The following is an 18,353-nucleotide window of genomic DNA, read 5'->3' as shown; positions in this document are numbered from 1 at the left end:
TGGCCCCTAGCCTTTAAAATCGCGATCGTTTCTCGTTCAATTAAAGTAAATTGATAGTAGTTTTTACCCATATCCACTCAGAATACTCATCTATTCTAAGTGGTGCACTTGCTTATTGAACCCAGGATTTACATCAAGATACTCTGCTGGTTCCGCCCGGCTCATATCATTACAGTAAGCATCCCAAGGTTGGTCTTCGTTACCATCTACATAAAGGATTTGGGGCCCGTTTGAAACAGATTCACCCTCTTCCTCGGCTATATCTCTGGCTTCGGCGCAGGTTTCGGGGAAGGAAGTGCTGCTTGCTGGAGGAGGGGCACATCCAAAAATGCCCGACATTCCCAGGTAGCCCACGGTAGTGGGTACGGCTACAGCACTTATAAGCATAAAAGACAGTAATTTAAACCAACGACGTAAAAGCATGAATCCCCCTTTGTATGAATAGATAATGATACGGAAATTTGAGGTGTTGGGAAGGGTTATTTTGAGGGACTCCTTGGTTGACAAACTTGGGTGGGGCCTGTATAGACCCATCCTTTGTTGCACGGGGTTGCTGCTTGCTTCATGAAGCGGCTGCCCTTGAGCTTTACTCAAGGACAAGTCGCGTGTAACAAAACCGGTTATCTTTGATAACCGCTTTAGTAACACGCGGCTGCCCTAAAGGACGGCCTTGGAACTTTTCTTTTATACGCGGCTGTAGCTCAGCTGGATAGAGTACTTGACTACGAATCAAGTGGTCGCAGGTTCGACTCCTGCCAGCCGCGCATTTCTTGCGGGAGCGGCCCTTTTTAAGGGCTGGTACCGTTAGAAATGCGCTGTACTTTTACTTGAAATGAAATTTCAAATAAAAGTGCGCGCATTTGCCACAGATCTGTGGATAAGTTTTTTCAAAAAAAATAAAAAAATACGCCAACAATGTTGACATTTTTGTGTCACTCCTCTAGTCTATTTTTCCAGCCAGTACTAAGTTAATCCAATAATTTGAAAACAAAAATGGGTTCGCGGATGTTGCGGACTTAACCGGGAGGCCTTTTGGCGCACAAAGTAAAATATATTTTTGTAACAGGTGGGGTAGTTTCGTCTTTGGGTAAGGGGTTAGCTGCAGCCTCTATTGCGGCACTTCTCGAAAATCGCGGGCTTAAGGTTTCTATGCAAAAGCTCGACCCCTATATTAACGTAGATCCCGGTACCATGAGCCCTTTTCAGCATGGTGAAGTGTTTGTGACCGATGATGGCACCGAAACCGATCTCGATTTGGGCCATTACGAACGCTTTGTTAATATAACCACCAGCAAACTTAATAACGTTACAACCGGCCGTATTTATTATTCGGTTATCGAAAAAGAAAGACGGGGAGAATATTTGGGAAGTACTGTTCAGGTTATTCCTCATATTACCGACGAAATTAAAGGTTGTATTGTAAAAGCCTCAAGTGATGTAGATGTGCTTATTGTAGAAATTGGTGGCACTGTTGGTGATATTGAAAGTTTGCCATTTTTAGAGGCTATCCGTCAGTTTCGTTTTGATGTGGGTGCCGAAAATGTTCTGTATGTTCATTTAACCTTGGTTCCTTATATTGCAGCAGCCGAAGAATTAAAAACCAAACCTACCCAGCACAGTGTTCAAAAGCTGCGTGAAATTGGTATTCAGCCCGATATTCTTTTATGCCGTACTACGCACAATTTAAATAAGGACATTAAAAAGAAAATTGGTCTTTTTTGTAATATTGCGCCCGAAAGTGTGATGACGGCGCGTGATGTGAAATCTATTTACGAAGTGCCACTGTGTTTGCACGAAGAGGGCATTGATAACAAAATTGTAGAAAAACTAAATATTTGGACTCGTAGCCCTAAGCTTGATGAATGGAAAAAGCTGGTAGGTACTATTAACAGTTTGGCTCATCAGGTTACCATTGCGGTGGTGGGCAAGTATGTTGGATTGGCCGATGCCTATAAAAGTTTGAATGAAGCTTTAAAACACGCGGGTTTTGCCAATAATGCTCAAGTAAATCTTAAATTTGTAGATTCTGAAACATTAGAAGATGAAGCTCTTGACGTGAATGAAGTGTTTCAAGGATGCTCGGGCATTTTAGTGCCCGGCGGGTTTGGTGATCGTGGTGTAAATGGAAAAGTTCGTGCTATTCGTTACGCGCGTGAAAATAAAGTGCCGTTTTTTGGCATCTGTTTGGGGATGCAGCTTGCTGTGGTGGAATATGCGCGCAATGTTTTAAATTACGAAGGGGCCAATAGCGTTGAGTTTGATAGCCATACTAAATATCCCGTGATTGCCCTCATGCAAGAGCAAAAGGCTGTGATTAACAAAGGGGCCACCATGCGTTTGGGGGCCTATCCGTGCGTGCTTGAAAAAGGAAGTCATGCTTTTCAAGATTATGGCGAAAAACAGATTTCGGAACGCCATCGTCACCGCTACGAGTTCAACAATATCTTTAGAGATGCCTTTCAGCAGGCGGGGATGGTGTTTTCAGGAACCTCACCCGATAACAAACTTGTTGAAATTATTGAACTAAAAGACCATCCCCGTTTTGTAGCCTGTCAATTTCACCCCGAATTTAAGTCGCGTCCCATGGCGCCGCACCCCTTATTTCACCATTTTATCGAGGCCGCCTGTCAGTATATGGCCAAGGAAAATTGGCGGGATCTCAAAGGGGAGTCAAAAATTCAATCAAAAGAAGATGCTGTTGACAAAAAGAAGGCCTCCCTTTAACATTGGCTTTATATTTGCAAGTAAGTGAAAAAACCATGCCATCTACGGGGGATTCGTGGCCATTGAATTACGTCAAAGTCTAAAGCTTAGCCAGCAGCTGGTTATTACACCACAACTGCAGCAAGCTATTAAATTACTTCAACTTTCTCGCACCGAACTGGTGGATATGGTTCAAAATGAGCTGTTGGAAAACCCTGTTTTGGAGGAAATGAGTACGGCCGAGCAGGAAGAGGTTCCTCCCGAGATGGAGAAGGAAATTGAGTCTGAAGCGGCCCCCGATAAATCTCACGAAGCCCAGGAAGAACTCCACAAAGACGGCGATTTAAAAGAACCCAAAGAGTTTGATTGGGAAAACTATATTGGCACTTATAATGCTCCCGGAGAAGAAGCCCGTTCGTTTAGTCCTGATGATTTGCCCAATTACGAAAACATGACCACGCGCCCCAATACTTTGCGCGATCATTTGGAATGGCAGTTAAAAATGAATGCCGTTACCGAAAAAGAAGAAGAGTTGGGGTATTTGCTTTTGGGTTATTTAGATGACAATGGATATTTAACCCAAAGTTTGGATGAAATTGCCGAAGCAAACAGTGTAACCGTGGACGATTTGGATGATTCACTCAGTGTTATCCAAGATTTTGATCCTGCTGGTGTGGGTGCTCGTGATTTAAAGGAATGTTTAAAACTACAATGTCGTTATTATACAGGCATCGAAAAAGCACAGTTGATTGACATTATTGAAAACTATCTGCCTTTAGTTGAAAAGCGTGATTATCCCGCTATTGCTCGCAAAACCAAATTACCTCTCAAAAAAATTATCCAGCTTGCCCAATATATTTCTGAAATGGAACCTAAGCCGGGTCGGCCCTTTGGAGCAAGCGACACGCAGTATATTACGCCGGATGTGTATGTGATGAAGGTGGGGAACGATTTTGCCATTGTGTTAAATGAAGACGGACTACCTCGCTTACAGGTTAGTCGCTATTATAAGGGTATGTTAAGTGGTGAGGCTTCAGGCGATAAAGCCAAAGATTATGTGCAGGAAAAATTAAAAAGTGCTTTATGGCTTATTAAAAGTATTCATCAGCGTCAACGCACTTTATATCGCGTATCAAAATGTATTGTTAAATTTCAGCGTGAGTTCTTGGAACGTGGCGTAGAAGCCTTAAAACCCATGATTTTAAAGGATGTGGCCGAGTCTATTGGTGTGCACGAGTCTACCGTATCGCGTGCAACCAGCAATAAATACATGCACACGCCTCAGGGTATTTTTGAACTAAAATACTTTTTTAATAATGGTTTGGCTTCTTCCAGCGGCCAGCAGGATGTGGCTAGTGAATCGGTAAAAGAAAAAATACGCGCCATTGTTGCGGCTGAAGATCCTAAAGATCCGCTCTCTGATATTACAATTGTAGACATGTTAAAAAAATCCAATATTGAAATTGCGCGCCGTACCGTTGCTAAGTATAGAGAAATGCTCAATATTTTACCTTCTTCTAAACGCAAGAGACTTTTTTAAAAAAGCGCTTACCATTTCTTTTTTTTGGGCGTAAGATAGCTTTTGTGAAGGGCCAAATTCCTCAGCTCATCCGAAGTAAAAAATCAAAAAAACAAACTATCAACTTAAGTAAGGAGAAAAAATTATGAACGTTCATGTTACGTGCCGTCATATGGAGTTAACGCCGTCCTTAAAAAACCATGTTGAAGATAAGGTGGAGAAGTTGAAGCGGTATTTAAAAGATCCCATCGATTGTCATGTGATTTTGTTTGTGGAGAAAATTCGTCATTCTTGTGAAATAACGATTAATTCACCGCATTTTTCGGCAACAGCCCTGGAATGCAGTGATAATATGTATGCTTCTATCGATAGCGCTGTACACAAGATGGAGCGTCAGCTTAAAAAACATAAAGAAATTGTAAAGAGCCATCATAACAAGTCTCATGACAAGGCTCAAAATGACGAAATGGAGGCTCCGTTTTTCTAAGGGCGTCGCCTTTTTTATAGGGCTAATGCACTACGTCAAATAAATATTGCAATTTGTTTCCAAAAGGCCTAAACCAATTTCAGTTTAGGCCTTTTTTGTAGCGACGATTCATGAAACTGAGAGATATTCTTAAAAAAGAAGCCGTTTGCGGAGATTTGGTTTCAACCGATAAAAAAGATGTACTGGATGAGCTCTCCCGTTTAACAGCTGCACAATACCCCGGTCTCAAAGCAGAAGATGTGCTCAGGGTGCTACTGGAACGCGAGAAATTGGGTTCCACGGGGGTTGGGTATGGCGTCGCTATACCTCATGGCAAAATAGCAGGATTAAACCAGATTGTTTCCTTTTTTGGTCGTTCTAAGAGTGGTATCGAATTTCAGTCCCACGATCACAAACTAGCCTCCCTCTTCTTTGTATTACTCGCTCCTGAAAACGTGGTGGGTAATCATTTACAGGCTTTAGCCCGCCTGTCACGTTTGTTAAAGGGCGAAGAAATCCGCCATCGTTTATTGGAAGCCAAGGATATTCAGCTTTACGACGTGTTAATTGCCGAAGACGATAAAATCTAAAACTTGATCTCTCCTCCGATAAACAATACATTAACACCATGCTTTCTTTGCCTGTATCCGAACTTTTAAACGATAAAAGCATTCATTTAGAACTGGTGCTGCTGGCCGGTAAAAAGGGGCTTAAAAAAAAGATCCATATTCCGCGCATTCAAAAGCCCGGCCTTGCTCTTATTGGTGACACAACTAAACTGCATCCGGGGCGTGTTCAGGTTTTGGGTAAATCGGAGCTTACTTATTTAAAATCTCTAGAAGATGCTCGCCTTAAAAAAATAGTGGAAAAAATTTGTGAAGTAGAAGTGGCCTGTTTTATTATCACGCGTGGCATAGAGCCTCCCCAGGCCTTGTTAGATGAGGCTAATAAAAAAGGGATCCCTCTGTTTCAGACAAGCCTTATTACCTCTACTTTTATCAATCGGGTTTCGCGCTTTTTGGAAGAACGCCTTACCATTTCCACTACTGTGCATGGGGTATTAATAGATGTATTTGGTGTGGGTATTTTAATTATTGGTAAAAGCGGCATTGGTAAAAGCGAATGTGCCCTTGATCTGGTTTTAAAAGGACATCGTTTGGTAGCAGACGATATGGTGCATATTGCAAAAAGACCGCCCACCACCTTGTATGGCTCGAGTACCGAGTTATTGCGGCATCATCTCGAAATTAGAGGTTTGGGCATTCTTAATATCCGCGATTTATTTGGTATTGCTGCCATTCGTGATAAAAAAATTATTGAAATTGTGATTGAGTTAGTAGAATGGAATCCTAATTACGAATACGATCGTTTGGGGTTAGACGAGCATAAGTATAATATTTTGGATGTGCCTATCCCCTATATAAAACTACCCGTATCACCGGGAAGGAATGTGACCACCATTGTAGAAGTGGCCGCACGCAATAATTTGCTGAAGGCCCAGGGACATTATTCATCCCGTATTTTTGCGAGAAGGCTGGATGACCAGCTTGACAAGGAAACCGAAAACGAACCGGGCGAATAACCGCTTTTAAGGAGATATGGATGATAGGAATTGTTCTTATTACCGAAAACAAAGAAGCTGACGAAATGCTTAAAACTGCCAGGCGTTTGTTGTGTAAAACAAATGGCATTAAGAGCCTTGTCCTTAAACCCGGACAGCCTGTTTCTAAAATGAAGGCTAGTCTTAAAAAAGCTATTCATCAGGTGGATGGGGGTAGGGGAGTGTTGTTGCTTACCGATTTTTACGGTTCTACACAATGTAACGTGTGTATGCAGTTTTTAAAAAAGGGCTCGGTTGAGTTACTGACTGGTTTTAATTTACCCATGCTCGTTAAGCTGTCTACTCTTCATCAAACTCTTTCGTTAAACGATTTAGTGCCGTTTATCGAAAACTACGGCCGTGATCATATCCGACGTGTGGTTTCCAAAAAGGGGACGTAATGCCAAAACAAGAAGTAACTGTAAAAATTGTAAATAAGTTAGGTTTGCACGCACGGGCTTCTGCTACTTTTGTAAAATTATCGGGACGTTTTGATAGTGATATTTCGGTAGTAAAGGATGATACCACTGTAAACGGCAAAAGTATTATGGGCCTTTTAATGCTGGCGGCCGCCAAAGGATCAAAAATTAAAATAGTAGCCGAAGGCAATGATGCCAAAGAAGCTGTTAAAAAGTTAGAAGAATTGGTGAAGGCGGGTTTTAATGAGGATTAGCATATGCGCCTCAAGGAACAAAAAATAGCCTCCGAAGTTATTAGCCCTGGCATGGTTTCGGGTCGTTTATTGGTGGTTGAACACAAAGCCCCCGATTATCCCAAACATTGGTTGTGTGATAGTGATATTGAACCTGAAAAAAAACGTTTTTTAAAAGCTGTTCGCGAATGCCGTACCCAAAGCGAGCAAATGAGTCATCAAGTATCACATCTTGAATCGTCTGCAGTGGTGTCGGCGCACTCCTTGTTGTTTGAAGATGATTTGTTGGTCAATAATACACTACGTGAAATAGAAAATTTTTCTATCAATGCCGAATGGGCATTATCCCGAACGGTGTCCGAAATTCGTGATGTTTTTTTAACATTGCCTCAAGGTTATATTCGCGAACGTATCCATGATATTAATTTTATTGAAAGTTCTATTCTATTAAAGCTCTTAAAAAAGAAGCCGGCTTTGTCACAACTGTCACCTCAGTCACGTTTGCTGGCTATGGCGCATCCATCACCCGAAGATATTGTTTCGCTAAATCGGCAACATGCATTGGGAGTTTTAACATCGGCGGTGGGTTATAACTCACATACTGCTATTATGGCCCGTTCTTTAGGCCTGCCTCTTTTTAATCTTCATGCTGCCGTGCTTAATAAATTGCCAAATAATGTTTTTGTTGTACTCGATGGTCATAAAAGCCAGGTGGTGGTTAATCCTACGGCTAAAAAGATGAGCTTGTATCGCCGCGCAAAGCGTCAGCACGATACGGCTAATCAAAAACTGATGCGGGATGCCCGTAAAAATTCGGTAACAGCCGATGGTGTAACGGTTCATTTGTTGGGTAATGTGGAATTTGATGAAGAAACACGGATGGTGGAGCGCTTGGGAGGCAGCGGGATTGGTTTATTTAGAACCGAGTTTTTATTTGGTACGGGTGAAGGCGACGGGGATGAAGAAACTCAGTATCGATATTACTGTAAATTATTAGGGCATCCGCATTTGGGTGAGATTACCTTGCGTACGCTAGATATGGGAGGAGACAAGATATTTGAAAATTCTCCTTTGGGCGATGAACCTAATCCTGCACTGGGAATGCGTGCTATCCGTTTATATACAAAATATAAAAATCTATTTGAAATGCAAGTGCGGGCTATTTTACGAGCGTATAATGGAAAACAAAAGTTAAAAATTTGTTTTCCCATGGTTACAAGCGCTGCGGAATTTAAGAAATTAAAAAAGGATTTTTGGCAAATTGCCGAAAAATTAAAAAAGACGCGTTTTTTAGCAGAAAAAAATATTGTGTTGGGTGCTATGCTGGAAGTTCCATCGTTGGTTTATGAAATGGATTTTTTATCGCGTGAGGCCGACTTTATTTCGGTAGGTTCCAACGATTTAATTCAATATTTTTTAGCGGTAGACCGTACCAACGAAAATGTGGCGTATTTATATAACCCTTATCATCCATCTATTATCCGTGTGTTGCGTGAAATTGTAAAAAAGGCCGAAGAACACGATTTGGAAGTAACCTTTTGTGGCGAAATTGCAACCGAGCCCCGTTATCTTTTTCTTCTGCTTATTTTAGGCTATAGACGTTTTAGTATGTACCCCATGGCTATTCCTCGTATTAAAAATACCATCCGTTCTCTTAATATTAGAGAAGACCGCTTTTTGTACGATAAAATCAGTCATTTTGCTTCCCAAAACGATGTTGAGGACTTTTTAGAGAAAACCTATCGTCAGGCTTGGGCATAAACCTGATTTTTAAAGAAATTTCTTTTTTGACAATTCCCTCAAAAAGCATTAATCAAGCCCCTCTATTTAAAACTAAAAAAAGGAATAAGACATGTCACAACATTATATTTTTTCATCCGAATCCGTAACCGAAGGCCATCCTGATAAAGTGGCCGATCAAATTTCAGACTCTGTATTGGATGCCTGCTTAAAAGAAGACTCTAAATCTCGTGTAGCCTGTGAAACACTGGTAACCACGGGGCTTGTATGTGTAGCCGGCGAAATTACCACTAACTCTTATGTAGATGTTCAGGCATTAGTGCGCAATGTGGTAAATGATATTGGATACAACGATTCACGCATGGGTTTTGATTCTAAAAGCTGTGGTGTGATTGTAACCCTCGATAAACAATCTCCCGATATTTCTCAGGGTGTGACCGAAGGGGAAGGGCTTTTTAAAGAATTGGGTGCTGGTGATCAAGGGCTTATGTTTGGTTATGCCTCAAATGAAACACCCGAACTGATGCCCATGCCTATTGCCTTAGCGCATCGCCTTACCAAGAAATTGGCCGAAGTTCGTAAAAGTGGTCTTTTAAAGTTTTTACGCCCTGATGGTAAATCGCAGGTTTCGGTTCGTTACGAAAATGGCAAGCCTGTATCTGTGGATACGGTTGTTATTTCTACACAACATTCCGAAGATGTGACGCATGAAAAATTAAAGGAAGCCGTGATTGAAGAAGTGGTTAAGAAGGTTATCCCCGCTAACTTATTTAACAAGTCGCCTCTATTTTTAATTAACCCCACAGGTCGTTTTGTAGTGGGTGGCCCTCAAGGGGATTGCGGTTTAACAGGTCGTAAAATCATTGTGGATAGCTATGGTGGCATGGGACGTCATGGTGGTGGTGCTTTTTCGGGTAAAGATCCTACTAAAGTAGATCGTAGCGCTTGTTACATGGCACGCCATGTGGCCAAAAATATTGTAGCTGCAGGTTTGGCCGATAAATGCGAAGTGCAAGTGGCTTATGCCATTGGTTATCCCGAACCCGTGTCGCTGATGGTGGAAACTTTTGGTACTGGTAAAGTAGCTGATGAAAAAATTGAAGCGGCTGTTCGGGAAGTATTTAGCTTTAAACCGGCAAATATCATTTCTTATTTGCAATTGGCTCGTCCCATTTACCAAAAAACATCCAATTATGGTCACTTTGGCCGTAATGAACCGGAGTTTATTTGGGAAACAACCGATGCTGCTGCCAAATTAAAAGCTGTAATTAAATAACTAAAAGGAAAAAATATATGACCGCACAAGCTCAAAAACAACATAATGATTATCATGTAGCCGATATCTCTCAAGCCGGCTTTGGTCGCAAAGAAATTGCCATTGCCGAAACCGAAATGCCGGGGCTGATGGCTATCCGCGAAGAATACCGTGCTACCAAGCCTTTAAAGGGTGCCCGTATTACCGGATCTTTGCACATGACTATTCAAACGGCCGTACTTATTGAAACCCTGGTAGATTTAGGGGCCGATGTGCGTTGGGCTAGCTGTAATATTTTTTCTACTCAAGATCATGCTGCGGCAGCTATTGCCGAAGGAGGCACACCGGTATTTGCCTATAAGGGCGAAACATTAGATGAATACTGGGAATTTACGCATCGTATTTTTGAATGGCCGGGTGAAGGTGCTAACATGATTTTAGATGACGGTGGCGATGCCACATTGCTTCTTATTTTAGGGAGCAAAGCCGAAAAAGATCCGTCTGTTATTTCTAAACCTACTAACGAAGAAGAAATTTCTCTTTTTAACTCCATTAAAAAACATTTGGCTGTTTCCAAAGACTGGTATTCCTCGCGCCTTAAAAATATTAAAGGTGTTACCGAAGAAACAACCACGGGTGTAAAACGCCTGTATCAAATGGCAAAAGAGGGGAGTCTTCCTTTCCCAGCTATCAACGTGAATGACTCGGTAACAAAATCCAAATTTGATAATCTCTATGGCTGTCGTGAGTCTTTAGTAGATGGCATTAAACGTGCTACCGATGTGATGATTGCCGGCAAAATTGCTGTTGTTTGCGGTTATGGCGATGTGGGTAAGGGTTGTGCGCAAAGTTTACGCGGTTTGGGTGCTACTGTTTGGGTAACCGAAATTGATCCTATCTGTGCTTTGCAGGCTTCTATGGAAGGTTATCGTGTTGTAACCATGGAAGAAGCCTGTGATAAGGCCAATATTTTTGTGACTACCACCGGTAACGTGCGTGTAATTACTCACGACCACATGGCCAAAATGAAAAATCAGGCTATTGTTTGTAATATTGGTCACTTCGATTCCGAAATTGATATTGCGAGCATCAAAAAATATAAATGGGAAAATATTAAACCCCAGGTTGATCACGTAATTTTTCCTGATAACAAACGTATCATCGTTTTGGCTGAAGGTCGTTTAGTAAACTTGGGTTGCGGTACAGGGCACCCCAGCTTTGTGATGAGTAACTCCTTTACCAACCAGGTTCTTGCTCAAATCGAACTATTTCTTCACGGTTCAAAATACAAAAAGGAAGTTTATGTTCTTCCCAAACACTTAGATGAAAAAGTGGCCCGTTTGCATTTAAAGCAATTAGGAGTCAATTTGACAAAACTTACATCTGAGCAGCAGCAGTATTTGAATTTAAATGTAGATGGCCCTTATAAGCCAGATCATTATCGTTATTAGTCTTTTACGGAAAATAGCTTGCGCAGAATGCGCGAGATAGTTTCCGATAAAAGACTTATCCCCTTTATGGGGGTTAGTCTTTTACGAAAAATAACATGTATAAAAATTAAGCGGTTTTAGGTGGAGTTGATACGCGTAGAGCTTGGCGCATGAGTTTAGATTTATTAAATAAATCACTAAATTCTTCGTCGCCATCCACTTTAAAGCGTTCCATAGTGCGGATGGCCTGATCGGGTTCTTGTTTTCTTAAATATAAAATACATACATCACGGATCATCGATTTTTTATCGGGCTTGTGGGCCAATATCAATTCATACACGCGTAAGAGTTCGTCATAATTTTTATTATTGCGGTAAATTTGCGATAATTTTTCGTATTGCTCTAGCGCGTCGGGAATCATCCCGTAAGCCTGGTACACTTCACCCAACTTGCGTATATTGGCGGGGGAGGGTTCTATTTCAATTAAGGTAATGCAGGTTTCAATGAGCTTTTCTTTTTCTTGCCGGCGCATGTGGCATTGCATCACAATTTTATATTGATTAGCGGCTTCGGTAGTCATGTCCAGTTTTTGGTATAATTGAGCAAGCTTGATGTTTACCTCCATAAGCGCGGGATTTAATTTTAAAATATTTTTGTATATGGAAATGGCTTTTAATAAAAAGTTTTCTTCTAAGTACTGTTCGGCAACGTCAAAATATACTTCTATAGCCTTATCTACTTTTTTGCTTTTAAAATAAGTTTCGGCAATTTTTAATTTAATGCGGGCATCCTTGGGGTTTTTGGAAAGTTCGTTGATATAATTTTTTAAGGCCGTATCGTAACGGTTGGTGGGCTTTAATTCCTGAAGGAATTTTGTAACTTTTTCTTTGGTTTCTTTTAAGTTCATGCGTTCTTTAAATGATTAACTAAAGCCATTAAAGCCAGGGTGTATCCATGAGGCCCAAAACCCGCTATTTGGCCAATGGCCACAGCCGATACAAATGAGTGATGGCGAAATTCTTCACGTTTATAAATATTGGAAAGATGTACTTCAACGGTTGGCGTGTTCACCGCTAAAATGGCATCCCGAATGGCTACGCTTGTATGTGTATAAGCAGCCGGGTTGATGATAAGACCATCGTATTTCTTTTCCGATTTTTGAATCCAGGCCACCAGCTTTCCTTCTTCGTTAGATTGATGAAAAGTAATATCCGCTTTTAATTTGGCACCTTCTTTTTTAAGAGTGGCCTGAATATCCTTAAGCGTGGTTTTGCCATAAATGGATTCTTCGCGTGTCCCCAACAAATTAAGATTGGGACCGTTTAAAACTAATATTTTAAAATTTTGGGCCATTACAGATACCTCACAATGTCATGTGGCTTCAAATCTACTAAGTGTGCTTTGCCGATTTGTTTAATGGTAACGTAGGTGATTGTATCGGCTTTTGCTTTTTTATCAAGAGCAATGGTTTTAGCATAACGAGCCTTAGAAAAACGGGGAAGATTCACAGGCAGGCCTATTTTTTTAAGAAGCGTTGTTAGAGCAACAGCCGTTCCTTTTGGACATAATTTTTTCTTTTCGGAGAGAAAGGCCGCATACACCATGCCCATAGCTACCGCTTCACCGTGATGAATGCTGGAAAAACCCGACAAGGTTTCGGCGGCGTGCCCCATGGTATGGCCAAAATTAAGAATGGCGCGCAGATTGCTTTCTTTTTCGTCTTTTTCCACTACCTTGGCTTTAATGGTGCATGAAGTGTGGATAATTTTTTCTAAAACAGAAGTTTTGCACTTAAGAATCTCGTTGGTGCTATTTTTCAAATAATCAAAAAACTTTTTATCCCAAATCATGCCGTATTTAATAACTTCGGCCAGGCCACAAAGAAATTCACGTTTGGGGAGAGTTTTTAAGAAGTCGGTATCTATAAAGACAGCTCTAGGTTGATAAAAAGCTCCCACTAAATTTTTGCCCGAAGGCAGATCGATACCCGTTTTTCCCCCAACGGAGCTATCTACCTGAGAGAGGAGGGTGGTGGGAATTTGAATATACGGGATGCCACGCATAAAGCTTGCGGCTGCAAAACCACCCATATCACCCACAACGCCACCACCTAAAGCAATAAGCCCGCTTTTACGGTCGGCACGGCCTTTTGCCAAAGCATTATAAATTTTATCCATGGTACGGCTGTTTTTATATTTTTCGCCGTCGGGAATAATAATGAGAGAGGCTTGAGGAAAATGCTTTTTTATTTTCGCTTTGTAGAGTCTCGCAACTGTGGTGTTGGTTAAGAGAAATGTTTTGGTGAACTTGAATGACGAGATCGTTTTTTTAATTTCACGCGAACCGAGGATGCCAGCGCCGATGAAGATGGTATAAGAATTTTTTCCGAGATTAAGAGATAGTTTTTTCATGAGTTAGAATATATCTTTTAAATCATATTCTCTCTTGTTTGATAAGCGGAAAAGCACGGCTGCATAAAAAACGAATGATTTTATCGGCCACCATTTTTTTGGCAAAGAGGCCGGTTTCTACCTGTAATGGCGCAAGCCCGTAAAACGGGGATCTGGCTTTTAAAAGAGCTTCAATAGTTTCCTGTGTTACTTGTATTCCCAGTTTGGGTCTTTTTTTAGATTTGCCAATCCGTTTAAAAAGAATTGTGGCTGTGGTGTGGAGATTAATCCAGGTGCCACGCTTTAAGATATCACGATTTTGGGCTTTTAAAATTGCCCCACCACCCAGGCTGATTACGGCTTTTTTATGAGAGGTTTGTAATAATAAACGGCTTTCTAAACTCCTGAAATGGGCTTCTCCATGTGTATTAAAGATATCATTAATGCTCATGCCGGCTGTTTTCTCAATGAGATGATCTAAATCGATAAATTTAATTTGTAATTGTTTGGCTATCAGGCGGCCAATGGTGCTTTTGCCGGTGCCCATCATGCCGGAAATAAAAATGGGGAGAGGGGCGTTCATGTTAAGGAAATACTTTTTCTTTATCAGTCAGTTTTAAACCCAAGGCTAAAATAATTTTACGTTTGGTGTCCATGCGGCACACCATGCCGTTTTCAACGCGGTCGATGGTAAGAGGGGACAGACCAGCGCTACGGCCAAGTTCGGCTTTACTCATCAGCATGTCTTCGCGGATTTTGCGGACATTGTTTTTAATTTTTTCAATTTTGTCGGAAACCATAAAATAGTCACTTAACATCAATTTGTTCAGTATTTATTCTATTGGGGGTTAAAGTCAAGTCTTTATATCTTAGTAATACTTTATTGGAATAGGATAGAAGCTTAATTTATATATATTAATATTAATTATATAATATTATATATAATTATAATTAATTATATATTATAATTTTTTACAAATTTATGTCCAATTCTTAAGAATGGTGTGGGGATTTGAGGAATAAGAGATACCAATTGATGATATTTTCCCCAAAAAAGAGATAAATAAGCGATGCAGCGCTTAAAAATGGGCCATAAGGGATCATATAATCGCTACCATTATCTTCTTTTTTGGTTAACTTGATGAAAATAGCCCTTAAAATAAAGAATATGAGGGCTAAAATGGAGCTGACAAAGAAAGTAAAGAGAACCCCTTTCATGCCTGTAAAGGCTCCCAGCATGGCTGCAAGCTTAATATCGCCACCACCCATACCTTCTTTGTTGCGTAGTTTTTCAAAGACAATGGCAATGAGTAGAAGAGAGCCTCCTCCTGATAAAAGGCCCAAGCCCGAAAATTTGAGAGATTCTAAATAAGCAGGTCTATTTAATATGAGGGTAGTGATAATGCCGCTTGCAATTCCGGGTAGTGATATAGAATCGGGAATAATCTGAATTTTCATGTCGATCACCGACAAGGTAACAAGAGGGCAAATAAAGAAGATAAACCACAGGCCGTAAGACAAAATGCTAAAGTTAAAGTGAATGAGTGTTGCTACCGATAAGATAGCGGTTACCAGTTCCACCAATGGGTATTGCCAGCTAATTTTGGTTTTGCAACCACGGCATTTTCCCATCAGTATTATAAAACTAAACACGGGAATGTTGTCGTACCAGGCTATTTTTTTATTACATTTGGGGCAGGCCGATCGGCCACCTATTGTTTGATTTTGTGGAATACGTAAAATGCACACGTTTAAAAAGGAGCCAACCACTAAGCCTAAAAGAAGGGCTTCTATTAACAGGATATTTTGAGGTAACATAAATCAAAATTTATCAGATTTTTTTATTATTCCAATCAATTTAGTGTGTGCTATACACAATTTAAAGGAATTTTATGCTATCACTTGACGATGTTAAAAAAATTGCACTGCTTTCCCGGCTTAAACTTTCGGATTCCGAGCTCGAAAAATTTTCGCGCGAGCTGTCGGATATTCTTCAATACGTCGATAAATTAAATGAACTCAAACTGGATAATATCCAGGCTACATCGCATGCCGTAGCTATGACCAATGTTTTTCGTGACGATATTGTAGTAGAAGCGGGTATAGGTGAGACTGTTTTTAAAGTTGCACCTCAAGCTGAAGATAACTTATTTGTTGTGCCCAAGGTAATTTAATATGACTGAATTATTAGCCAAACTTACACTCCACGAAGTAAAAGATAAACTGCGCTCTAAAGAAGTAAAGCCGTCCGAAGTGCTGGATAGCTTGCTAAAGCGTATTGAGGCTCTCGATGGCAAGGTTGGTTCTTATCTCTATGTAGATGCCGAAGGGGCACGAGCAAAGGCTAAAAAATTTGATGAGCTCTTTGCGCAAAAATCCGATTTACCGCCTTTGGCCGGTATCCCCATGTCTCCTAAAGATATTTATTTAACCAAAGGCATGCCTACCACCTGTGCCTCTAAAATTTTAAAAGGCTATATCCCGCCTTATAATTCCACCGTTATTAACAAATGTGAAGAGGCGGGCCTGTACATGGTTGGAAAAATTAATTTGGATGAATTTGCCATGGGCTCTTCCAACGAAAACTCGGCTTATCAATCTGTTAAAAATCCTTGGAATTTGGCATGTGTGCCCGGCGGATCGTCGGGTGGTTCGGCGGCAGCTTTAGCCGCCGATTTGTGTATTGCAACCTTAGGCACCGATACAGGTGGCTCTATCCGTCAGCCAGCAGCGTTTTGCGGAGTTGTTGGTTTAAAACCCACCTATGGTCGTGTGAGTCGTTATGGAGTGATTGCTTTTGCCAGTAGCCTCGATCAGATGGGCCCCATGACAAAAGATGTGGAAGATACAGCGCTCTTGATGAATGTGATTTCGGGTTACGATAAAAACGATTCTACGTCGGTAAACATGTCGGTTCCCGATTATACCAAGTTTTTAAATTTGGGAATTAAGGGTAAAAAAATAGGGATTCCCAAAGAATATTTTGCTGATGGATTAGACGGCGAAGTACGAACCTCTATTGATAAAGCCATTCAAACCTTAAAAGATTTAGGTGCCGAAATACAAGAAGTGAGTTTGCCTACCACGCAATATGCAACAGCCGTGTATTATATTTTGGCCCCCGCCGAAGCCAGCAGCAATTTAGCGCGTTATGATGGTATTCGTTATGGTTTTAGGGCCGATGGAAATAATTTAAAAGAGATTTACGAAAATTCTAAAACGGCAGGTTTTGGCCCCGAAGTAAAACGCCGTATTATGCTGGGCACCTATGTGCTCTCGGCGGGTTACTACGATGCGTATTACATTAAAGCTCAAAAAGCGCGTACGGTAATTACCAACGATTTTAACGAAGCGTTTAAAAAAGTGGATGTACTCTTAACACCTACAACACCCACCACTGCATTTAAAATCGGCGAAAAATCATCCGATCCTCTTCAAATGTATCTCTCGGATATTTGCACTATCGCCGTTAACTTGGCCGGTCTTCCTGGCATGAGTCTCCCATGTGGTTTTGATAGCAAAGGTTTGCCGATTGGCATGCAGCTTATTGGAAAAGCCTTTGATGAAGGAACCCTTATTCAGGTAGGGCATGCTTATGAGCAGGCAACCCCGTGGCATAAGAAAAAACCTATTTTTTAAGATAGTGAATAGTGGATGGTGGGTAGTGAATGGTTAAGAAAAAGATTTTTCACAATACACCCACTGCTGATTATAAGTTCTTTTGTTGCTGTAAAGCGGCTCAAATTGCGGAAAATTTTTGAAAGTTTGCACATGTTTAAAGTGCGCGCTCCATTGCGATAGCCACCAAGGGAGGGGGCGCATGGTGATATGGCCTTCGTAAAACCAATCGTTTAAATTAATCAAGAGTACCAGTTTTTTAATGTCCAAACGCAGCCATTCTTCTACCATCAACGCTATTTCGTTTTCGGGAATGTGTTCTAAAACATCGATAGCCACAAAAGTATCAAAGCTGTCTGCTTCGTTGTACGGTATTTGGCTAGCTGATCCTTCACGAATAAAATTTTTGAGATGTGGGCGTACCATTTGGTGTAAATTGGGCACAATATCAAAACCAAAAGTTTTTATTTCTTTTTCCTGAAGAGCTTCAACCAAAGCTCCATCCGAGCAGCCGGCAACCAATGCTTTGTGAGGCGAGGCGATAAGTTTAATAATATTGGCCTGCATCTTTTTAATATTTTTTTCGTTATCGCTTGCTTCCAAATAATTTTTACCGCGGTGATAGTCGATGGTGTAGTCTGTTTTTTCGTGCGCTTGCGGCATCCAGCCGTATCGAAAGTTATTAATGAACAATTTGATGACCGCTTTAAAATAAGCGTTTACTTCTTGCTGTTTATCTTGATGGGTTTGAATGGGAGAAGAAAGCTTAATATTGAGTGTACCCGTTTGAGCGTTAAATTCTATCAATCCTGAAGTTGAAAACAGGGTTTCTTTAAATTCAAAGTTAATTGAATCAGCCGCCCATTCACTGGCCCTCACAAAAAAACGGCCTTCCTGGCCTTGAACCGATGTTTTTATTTCAATTTCCGGAAATTTCATTTTTCTCCTAATTCCCCTAAGTTACTTGAATTAGAAAGGAA

The 18,353-nt window shown here is 40.9% G+C and carries 20 protein-coding genes and 1 tRNA gene; 13 read left to right on the top strand and 8 right to left on the bottom strand.

Going from position 1 to position 18,353, the window contains the following annotated elements:
- Positions 1-90: 90 nt before the first annotated feature.
- Positions 91-423, bottom strand: a complete 333-nt coding sequence (locus tag K1X76_10600; GenBank protein MBX7149516.1) for a hypothetical protein — start codon at positions 421-423, stop codon at positions 91-93.
- Positions 424-690: 267 nt separating this feature from the next.
- Here K1X76_10600 and K1X76_10595 point away from each other — a divergent pair.
- From K1X76_10595 to ahcY, 11 genes are all read left to right on the top strand, one after another.
- Positions 691-764, top strand: a tRNA-Arg gene (locus K1X76_10595).
- Between the two features lie 268 nt (positions 765-1,032).
- A complete protein-coding gene (locus K1X76_10590; GenBank protein MBX7149515.1) occupies positions 1,033-2,724 on the top strand; it encodes a CTP synthase in 1,692 nt (563 codons plus the stop codon).
- A 55-nt stretch (positions 2,725-2,779) separates the two neighbouring features.
- A complete protein-coding gene (rpoN, locus tag K1X76_10585; protein ID MBX7149514.1) occupies positions 2,780-4,243 on the top strand; it encodes an RNA polymerase factor sigma-54 in 1,464 nt (487 codons plus the stop codon).
- 124 nt (positions 4,244-4,367) lie between these two features.
- Positions 4,368-4,709, top strand: a complete 342-nt coding sequence (gene raiA / locus K1X76_10580; protein ID MBX7149513.1) for a ribosome-associated translation inhibitor RaiA — start codon at positions 4,368-4,370, stop codon at positions 4,707-4,709.
- A gap of 110 nt (positions 4,710-4,819) precedes the next feature.
- Complete coding sequence (locus K1X76_10575; protein ID MBX7149512.1) at positions 4,820-5,278, top strand: PTS sugar transporter subunit IIA; 459 nt, start codon at positions 4,820-4,822, stop codon at positions 5,276-5,278.
- Between the two features lie 38 nt (positions 5,279-5,316).
- A complete protein-coding gene (gene hprK, locus K1X76_10570) occupies positions 5,317-6,270 on the top strand; it encodes an HPr(Ser) kinase/phosphatase (GenBank protein MBX7149511.1) in 954 nt (317 codons plus the stop codon).
- A gap of 20 nt (positions 6,271-6,290) precedes the next feature.
- Entirely contained in the window at positions 6,291-6,689 is a 399-nt protein-coding gene (locus K1X76_10565) for a hypothetical protein (protein ID MBX7149510.1), read from the top strand.
- Entirely contained in the window at positions 6,689-6,961 is a 273-nt protein-coding gene (locus K1X76_10560) for an HPr family phosphocarrier protein (GenBank protein ID MBX7149509.1), read from the top strand. Before K1X76_10565 ends, K1X76_10560 begins: the two co-directional genes overlap by 1 nt.
- 3 nt (positions 6,962-6,964) lie before the next feature.
- Positions 6,965-8,701, top strand: coding sequence for a phosphoenolpyruvate--protein phosphotransferase (gene ptsP, locus K1X76_10555; protein MBX7149508.1), 1,737 nt, complete (start codon positions 6,965-6,967; stop codon positions 8,699-8,701).
- Between the two features lie 91 nt (positions 8,702-8,792).
- The gene (metK, locus tag K1X76_10550; GenBank protein MBX7149507.1) at positions 8,793-9,956 is read left to right on the top strand and encodes a methionine adenosyltransferase; all 1,164 of its coding nucleotides are present in this window, start codon (positions 8,793-8,795) and stop codon (positions 9,954-9,956) included.
- Between the two features lie 17 nt (positions 9,957-9,973).
- The gene (gene ahcY / locus K1X76_10545) at positions 9,974-11,386 is read left to right on the top strand and encodes an adenosylhomocysteinase (GenBank protein MBX7149506.1); all 1,413 of its coding nucleotides are present in this window, start codon (positions 9,974-9,976) and stop codon (positions 11,384-11,386) included.
- A gap of 106 nt (positions 11,387-11,492) precedes the next feature.
- Here ahcY and K1X76_10540 read toward each other — a convergent pair whose 3' ends face one another.
- The 6 genes from K1X76_10540 to K1X76_10515 form a co-directional block, all read right to left on the bottom strand.
- Positions 11,493-12,272, bottom strand: coding sequence for a tetratricopeptide repeat protein (locus tag K1X76_10540; GenBank protein MBX7149505.1), 780 nt, complete (start codon positions 12,270-12,272; stop codon positions 11,493-11,495).
- The gene (gene aroQ, locus K1X76_10535; GenBank protein MBX7149504.1) at positions 12,269-12,718 is read right to left on the bottom strand and encodes a type II 3-dehydroquinate dehydratase; all 450 of its coding nucleotides are present in this window, start codon (positions 12,716-12,718) and stop codon (positions 12,269-12,271) included. The genes K1X76_10540 and aroQ overlap by 4 nt, the downstream gene beginning before the upstream one ends.
- On the bottom strand, positions 12,718-13,776 hold the full coding sequence (gene aroB, locus K1X76_10530; protein MBX7149503.1) for a 3-dehydroquinate synthase: 1,059 nt from the start codon (positions 13,774-13,776) through the stop codon (positions 12,718-12,720). The genes aroQ and aroB overlap by 1 nt, the downstream gene beginning before the upstream one ends.
- Positions 13,777-13,798: 22 nt before the next feature.
- Positions 13,799-14,338: a shikimate kinase gene (locus K1X76_10525; protein MBX7149502.1), complete on the bottom strand. Its 540-nt coding sequence runs from the start codon at positions 14,336-14,338 to the stop codon at positions 13,799-13,801.
- A 1-nt stretch (position 14,339) separates the two neighbouring features.
- Entirely contained in the window at positions 14,340-14,555 is a 216-nt protein-coding gene (locus K1X76_10520; GenBank protein ID MBX7149501.1) for a helix-turn-helix transcriptional regulator, read from the bottom strand.
- A gap of 193 nt (positions 14,556-14,748) precedes the next feature.
- A complete protein-coding gene (locus tag K1X76_10515) occupies positions 14,749-15,573 on the bottom strand; it encodes a prepilin peptidase (GenBank protein ID MBX7149500.1) in 825 nt (274 codons plus the stop codon).
- Positions 15,574-15,647: 74 nt separating this feature from the next.
- Between K1X76_10515 and gatC the strand changes: the two genes are divergently transcribed.
- Complete coding sequence (gene gatC / locus K1X76_10510; GenBank protein MBX7149499.1) at positions 15,648-15,929, top strand: Asp-tRNA(Asn)/Glu-tRNA(Gln) amidotransferase subunit GatC; 282 nt, start codon at positions 15,648-15,650, stop codon at positions 15,927-15,929.
- Position 15,930: 1 nt separating this feature from the next.
- Complete coding sequence (gene gatA, locus K1X76_10505) at positions 15,931-17,394, top strand: Asp-tRNA(Asn)/Glu-tRNA(Gln) amidotransferase subunit GatA (protein MBX7149498.1); 1,464 nt, start codon at positions 15,931-15,933, stop codon at positions 17,392-17,394.
- Positions 17,395-17,427: 33 nt separating this feature from the next.
- Here gatA and K1X76_10500 read toward each other — a convergent pair whose 3' ends face one another.
- Positions 17,428-18,312 carry a class I SAM-dependent methyltransferase gene (locus K1X76_10500; GenBank protein ID MBX7149497.1) on the bottom strand — a complete coding sequence of 295 codons (885 nt, stop codon included), beginning with the start codon at positions 18,310-18,312 and terminating at the stop codon, positions 17,428-17,430.
- Positions 18,313-18,353 lie beyond the last annotated feature (41 nt).

It is taken from the genome of bacterium, assembly GCA_019695305.1.
Classification (GTDB): Bacteria; UBA10199; UBA10199; order UBA10199; family JAIBAG01; genus JAIBAG01.
Note: the sequence above shows the minus strand (reverse complement) of the source record. Positions and strands in the feature narration are given on the sequence as shown.